The sequence below is a fragment of the Lactobacillus gallinarum DSM 10532 = JCM 2011 genome (assembly GCF_001434975.1).
In the GTDB taxonomy this organism is placed as follows: Bacteria; Bacillota; Bacilli; order Lactobacillales; family Lactobacillaceae; genus Lactobacillus; species Lactobacillus gallinarum.
In genome coordinates, this window is sequence record NZ_AZEL01000039.1 from 1 (window position 1) to 5572 (window position 5572).

At 34.8% G+C, this 5572-nt stretch carries 9 protein-coding genes; 6 read left to right on the forward strand and 3 right to left on the reverse strand.

The genetic code is table 11. The features are described from left to right. Nucleotides 1-82: 82 nt before the first annotated feature. The gene (locus FC37_RS04615; RefSeq protein WP_236697280.1) at nucleotides 83-1045 is read right to left on the reverse strand and encodes an MFS transporter; all 963 of its coding nucleotides are present in this window, start codon (nucleotides 1043-1045) and stop codon (nucleotides 83-85) included. Nucleotides 1046-1054: 9 nt separating this feature from the next. On the opposite strand from FC37_RS04615, the gene FC37_RS10750 reads away from it, so the two are divergent. Beyond that, entirely contained in the window at nucleotides 1055-1246 is a 192-nt protein-coding gene (locus FC37_RS10750; protein WP_013641887.1) for a hypothetical protein, read from the forward strand. 105 nt (nucleotides 1247-1351) lie between these two features. On the opposite strand, the gene FC37_RS04625 is transcribed toward FC37_RS10750, so the two are convergent. Both FC37_RS04625 and FC37_RS04630 read right to left on the reverse strand, forming a co-directional pair. Then, a complete protein-coding gene (locus FC37_RS04625; RefSeq protein WP_025006461.1) occupies nucleotides 1352-2062 on the reverse strand; it encodes a hypothetical protein in 711 nt (236 codons plus the stop codon). 56 nt (nucleotides 2063-2118) lie between these two features. Continuing rightward, on the reverse strand, nucleotides 2119-2550 hold the full coding sequence (locus FC37_RS04630) for a hypothetical protein (protein WP_056945514.1): 432 nt from the start codon (nucleotides 2548-2550) through the stop codon (nucleotides 2119-2121). Between the two features lie 89 nt (nucleotides 2551-2639). Between FC37_RS04630 and FC37_RS04635 the strand changes: the two genes are divergently transcribed. From FC37_RS04635 to FC37_RS04655, 5 genes are all read left to right on the forward strand, one after another. After that, nucleotides 2640-3116 (forward strand): GNAT family N-acetyltransferase, encoded by a 477-nt coding sequence (locus FC37_RS04635; protein WP_035434669.1) that lies wholly within the window; start codon nucleotides 2640-2642, stop codon nucleotides 3114-3116. 265 nt (nucleotides 3117-3381) lie between these two features. Next, complete coding sequence (locus FC37_RS04645) at nucleotides 3382-3801, forward strand: cytidine deaminase family protein (protein WP_025006459.1); 420 nt, start codon at nucleotides 3382-3384, stop codon at nucleotides 3799-3801. Between the two features lie 15 nt (nucleotides 3802-3816). Continuing rightward, a complete protein-coding gene (locus FC37_RS04650; RefSeq protein WP_025006458.1) occupies nucleotides 3817-4578 on the forward strand; it encodes a nucleoside phosphorylase in 762 nt (253 codons plus the stop codon). Between the two features lie 141 nt (nucleotides 4579-4719). Further along, nucleotides 4720-4869 (forward strand): hypothetical protein, encoded by a 150-nt coding sequence (locus FC37_RS10755; protein WP_155830918.1) that lies wholly within the window; start codon nucleotides 4720-4722, stop codon nucleotides 4867-4869. Nucleotides 4870-5058: 189 nt separating this feature from the next. Then, on the forward strand, nucleotides 5059-5418 hold the full coding sequence (locus FC37_RS04655) for a DUF6176 family protein (RefSeq protein WP_025006457.1): 360 nt from the start codon (nucleotides 5059-5061) through the stop codon (nucleotides 5416-5418). The last annotated feature ends 154 nt before the right edge of the window (nucleotides 5419-5572 follow it).

Sequence of the window (5572 nt, forward strand, 5' to 3'; positions counted from 1 at the left end):
CAGATGGACTTTTTATTTTTCTAAAGTGTTCAATTTGATTTTACAATCGGCGAAAATATCTTTGAACAAAATAAAAAGCGGCTTAGTTTGCCGCTTCTTTTGCAAATAGCATGTTGATTCCACCAATGAGGACGAATATCGCGCAGAGAATAATCAAAATTTGGTCACCTGAATGGTCAAGCATGATCCCAGCAACCACGGAGCTGATTGGACCACCAATTGAAGTACTAGTACGAATCGTGGTTAGGACACGTCCTAAATAAGCATCTTCCGTAGTAATCTGAATCATTGATTCTGACAGAATATTTTGAAAACTAGTTAGAAAACCAAACAAGGCGATGAGCACACTTAATGCAAGCCAATTAGACAGGAAGAAGATCATCATTAATAAAGGAATGGTACTAAGCATCCAAGTGTAGGAGATCGTTTTAACTGTAGGAGTTAGCTTGCCCGAGATGAGTGCTCCTAAGAGAAAGCCACCGACAAAGCAAAGATAGAATGTACTATAAAGTCCAGCAGAGCCAAGCTTATCGGCTAGTTTAGGTAAGAGAATAATTAACGCTGGTGAAACGAAGGAATAGCAGATACATGACCAAAAGTAGTATTTAAGAAACCTATTTTGGCGAATATACTTTAAGCCGCTGAACACTTTTGCGCGATAGTTATTAGTTTTATCATCAGTATCGTTTGCTTGAGGTTTAGTCGATGGAATTTTTCTTAACGCAATGTACAGGAAGAAGATACTAATCAGACTTAAGCAGCTACAAACCAGCATCGATTGGCCAGTGATTAAAAGACTCAATAAAACACCTGAAAGGGCAGTACCAGCGATATTCACAACTTGATCAATCATACTCAACTTTGAAATTAAGCTGTTTAAATCTTTTTTAGAAGGGACGCTTTCTTTAAGGATTGCACGATCGGCCGGACTGAAGAATTCATCGCACATGGACATAATAGTAGAGATTAAAATGTTCAAAACTATGTCGTGACTCAGCCAGAACATCACTGCCGTTAAAAGGAATAACAAGATAGTTTGAACCAATAGGGATGTTTGACTGGTTCTCTTGAAGGAATGCTTATCAATAATTGGACCGTAAAAATTGATAAGGCAGCGGTAATTGAGAAAATCGCGTTAGTCAAGCCGACTAAAGATGATTTGCCGGTTTGGGTTTGCAGCCACCAGATGATGATCATGCCAAAGAGAGAATTGGATAAAAGCATGGTGGCTCGAGATAATAGGTAAAGTTTCTTTTCTAACATTCACAACAACTTCAATTAGATATATGTATTGCGGTTAGTATGCCATAATTTTTATTATATTAAGAAAAAGTTAAAAAAGGTAAAGCTCTTACTCGTAAATGTAAGTGTTGAAACTTTCATTCTTTTTATAATTAAACTTATCAAGTAATTCACTAGCCGCCCAATCGGTATCGTCGGCTTCAAAAAATGTAGTGGAATATTTTTTGAAGATTTTAATTAACAAATTATCTATAAAGGATGAACAACTTGTAGGATCAACTGAGCATAGATAAGCAATTTCATTGTTTTCTGTAAAAGCAACATTGTTGAGTCGCCCCTGTTTATCCAAACTATAATATCCAGTTTTTGTCGGAACTTCAGTAATGAATTCATTCTTACTAGCGGTAAGAGGTGAGACTAATTCATGAGTAGTTTTGTAATATTTATAAAGAAAATCGCAACATTTTGAATAGATAGGATCAGTAGCGATAAAAGGCACAACTTTAAAATTGGTTCTTAAGGGATGCTTTAAGTCAGTAGCACTAACTTCAGCCTCAAAGCAATATCTTTTACATTTGAAACCATTTTTTAGCATAAAATCTACGAGTTTAGTGTGGCTAGATTCAATCATGACTTGTAGTGGCTTTTGTTCTTGCTTCCTAATTTCTAGAAATGGTGAAGTGGTTGGAATTTTAATTAAGTTAAACTTCAAGTATATACAAGAGTCATGAAAAAGATTGCGGTAAGTAGAAATGGTACCTAAAGATTGATTGTTTTCAAATAGTTCATATGTTTGAGGATTAATTTTTCTAAGTTTCATTTTCGCATTCACCATAAGTGTATAAAAGTAAAAAAAGCCACTGTTGCGGCTTTTCTTTATTTCTCCGAAGGTCTAAGTAAACAAATGATGTTGATTATATTGCCCAGTAGCCAAACTGCAAAAAGCGTTAAAGAGATAGTTAATGCGATTTGTGAATTGGCAGAGTTAGTGTTTTTCAAGTAGGTAGATATAATCATTGAAATAATACTTGCTCCAATAGTCACATAATCTAAGATTGAAAAAGTTTGATATGCTGCAGAAACTTTTATCTGATGATCTTCCTCAGTTTCTTCTTTAGCTGGACTTAGAATCATTTTTAAGTAAGCAATAGCGCCGATAAAGCAAATTAGAGCACAAATTAGTGCGACAAACATAACTTTTTGATCACCATTATTGAAGGCCATCCACGCTGTCGCAGCACAAAATGAACCAACTAGTAAAGTTAAAACTATCAGAAGTAGCTGAATAAACTTAGTTGTTTTTCTCATCTCGATTTCCTCATTTCAACAATTTAGCATGTTGCTTAAAATTATATATGATAGAATTAAAAAAACAATCTATTTCTTATAATAAATTAATGAAAGAGGTGCATTTGGTTTTGACAGAAGTCATGATTAGAAAATATAAAGCAGAAGACTTTGATGAACTTGCTAAAGTCATGGATGAAGGACAAATGCAGGAACTTGAAGCAGAAGGGATGGAACAAGTTTTTATTTCGTTAAAAGATGCACCATATCTCAAGTATTTTTTGTCCTGTGATATTTACGTTGCTGAAAAAGATGAGCAAGTAGTTGGATTTGTCGGTCTTGGACGACACCGTTTAGATTTCTTGTATGTTTTGCAAGGGATGCAGGGAAAAGGCATTGGTTCCGCATTGATGAAGACCGCTCTGGCGAAGCTGCCGCGACCAGTAAGATTAGCCGTGTTTGCTGATAATGAACGCGCCAAGAATTTGTATCAGAAATTTGGCTTTAAGGTAACCGAAACAAGGACTGAGAAATGGTCTGATGAATTTCCAATCGTTTTTTCTGAGGACACGATGGAATTGGAATAATTAAGATGAATACAATTGTAAAAAATATTTTTAAAGCAGTAGGAATTTGGTGCACTTGCATTATGCTGTACTTTGTTTTTTCATTGTGGACGCACGTGCGATTACATACTATTGAGCTAATTTTTGGTATAAAAATGAACTTGATGGTAAATAATGGAGTCTCGTTGACGATAACCAATAATTCCTGGTTCTGGCTACTAAGTTTAGTTATTTGGATTTTAATTTTTACAATGGCTAAAGTATTTTGCACTAAAAGGAGAAAAATATGAAAGACGTTAAAAATAGATTAGCTCTTGACTCTACTTGGCAGAAGATGTTTCAAGCAGCCAAAAAAGTACAGGGCTTCCATGAAATATCCGATCATATGGAAGCCGGTGGTGTGGCCGCTGCAGTATTGTCAGAATCGGGGAAGATTTATACCGGAGTGTGTGTTGACACAGCCTGTACTTTAGGCGTATGTGCTGAAAGAAATGTGCTTTTTAATATGATTACTAATGGTGAAACTAAAATCTCACGTGTATTGGCGCTTATGCCTGATGGTAAAAATGGTGCGCCATGTGGTGCCTGCCGCGAATTCATGGTTCAGATGATGGAAAAAGATTATCAAAATGTTGAAGTAATGATGGACTATGAGAGTAATAAAGTAATGACATTAAGTGAATTAACCCCAGAATGGTGGTTATGATTTGGAGGGATAGAGATGAGTGAAAAACCATTTATTTTAGATTTTGATAATGACCAACATGCAGTGCTTGAGCCAGAAGTTGAGCATTTACCTTTTAAATTTCATTCAAAATTGTTGTATGCGTTTGTTCCAGCTTCTGATATTGAGAATTTCTTAAAATCTGTACCTCATAAGGTATTGGGAAAATATGACACAATATCTTTTCAACCTAATATTTATGAAATAGAAATTAATCATGAAAAGATGACCTTATGTCAAGCTCCTTTAGGGGCGGCAGCTGCTACGATGTTGCTTGATTGGCTAATTGCTTATGGGGTAAAGCAAGTTTTAGCCTTTGGCAATGCAGGTGCTATTAAAGAGTTACCAGAAAATGCTATGTTTTTGCCTGTGAAAGCAATTAGAGGCGAAGGTACCTCCTTTTACTATAAGGAACCAGGACAATTCATCGATATGAGATCTAATTATATTAATGAAATTGGAAAAGTAATTACGGATATGAATTTGGACTACGATGAAATAACCACTTGGACAACAGATGGTTTCTTCAGAGAAACATCTAAAAAAGTTAAACAATTTCAAAAATTAGGAGCTGCGACGGTTGAGATGGAGTGTGCAGCAATAGCGGCGTGTGCACAATTTAGAAAAGTTGAATTTGCACAAATATTATTCACTGCAGATTCACTAGCTAATATTGAAAATTATGATTATCGCAATTGGGGACATGAATCGCATGCTGTAGGATTAGATGTTTGTTCGCAGATTTTGAGTAGGATTTAAGTGGCGAATGATGAACGTTAAGAAAAAGCAGAAATTTATAAAATGGTATAAATTTTCAACATCTCTTAATTCGACTATCATGGCAAAATTGAAGAGTGTAAAAATGGCTATACGATCTACGTGTATAATTTTGAGGATTTCGTGGATATTTTGAATCTGCTTGGTCAAATGGCAGCTCAATTTAATATAGGCTACGGATATGAAGAAGATCCTAATAAAATTACCGATTATCAAACCACGGTGATCGATTTTGATAAAAATTTTCAACAGCAATCAATACAGTATATTTAAGAAAGTGCATTGTATATGTTCCAAAATACGATTTCAATCCATCCCTGGTTAAATTTCCCACAAATTACCCAAAAATGTGATCTTGCGGAAGTAATAATGAAATTTTGCAAAAAAATGTGCAAATATAAAAGATGGTGATTAATGCTAAGAGAAAATACGTTAATGGTAAAAAGATAGAAGGATAATAAAATGACACAAGTCGAATTAACACGTTTTCGTATCAAAAAAGGTAAAGAAGCGGAAGCTCAAGAATGGATGGATTTTTTGAATAGCCATCATGAAGATACCGTAGCCACGATGTCCGGTGAAAAGATGTATGTCGAAACTGTTTTTAAAGATGAAAATGAAGATGGTTATACATACTTTTATTGGTATTCAGTACAGGGTGAAAATGGTAGTGCGGTCGAAGAGTCAGAGAGTTATATCGACAAAAAGCACCTTGAATATTGGGATGAATGTATTGATCCTGACTATAAGCCAGTTGATTTAGTTTTAGAACAAAGTTTAATTGCACCAAAAGTGATGAAAATTATCAAAAATGATAAATAACATCTCCAGAAAATAAACAGAATGCTCAGAACACGCACTTGCCGTATAATGTAAGTCTTTGATATGATGAAACGTGGATAGAATTTTTAAAAACATAACGGAGGTTTTTCTACGTAAAGTCAAGCATAATAAGAAGTTTGGCTTCATTTTTTAT

Excerpts from the sequence above, each read along its gene's own strand:
- FC37_RS04635 (WP_035434669.1), top strand. The coding sequence starts at position 2,640 with ATGAAAGAGGTGCATTTGGTTTTGACAGAAGTCATGATTAGAAAATAT.
- FC37_RS04650 (WP_025006458.1), top strand. The coding sequence starts at position 3,817 with ATGAGTGAAAAACCATTTATTTTAGATTTTGATAATGACCAACATGCA.
- FC37_RS04655 (WP_025006457.1), top strand. The coding sequence starts at position 5,059 with ATGACACAAGTCGAATTAACACGTTTTCGTATCAAAAAAGGTAAAGAA.
- FC37_RS04630 (WP_056945514.1), bottom strand. The coding sequence starts at position 2,550 with ATGAGAAAAACAACTAAGTTTATTCAGCTACTTCTGATAGTTTTAACT.
- FC37_RS04625 (WP_025006461.1), bottom strand. The coding sequence starts at position 2,062 with ATGAAACTTAGAAAAATTAATCCTCAAACATATGAACTATTTGAAAAC.
- FC37_RS04645 (WP_025006459.1), top strand. The coding sequence starts at position 3,382 with ATGAAAGACGTTAAAAATAGATTAGCTCTTGACTCTACTTGGCAGAAG.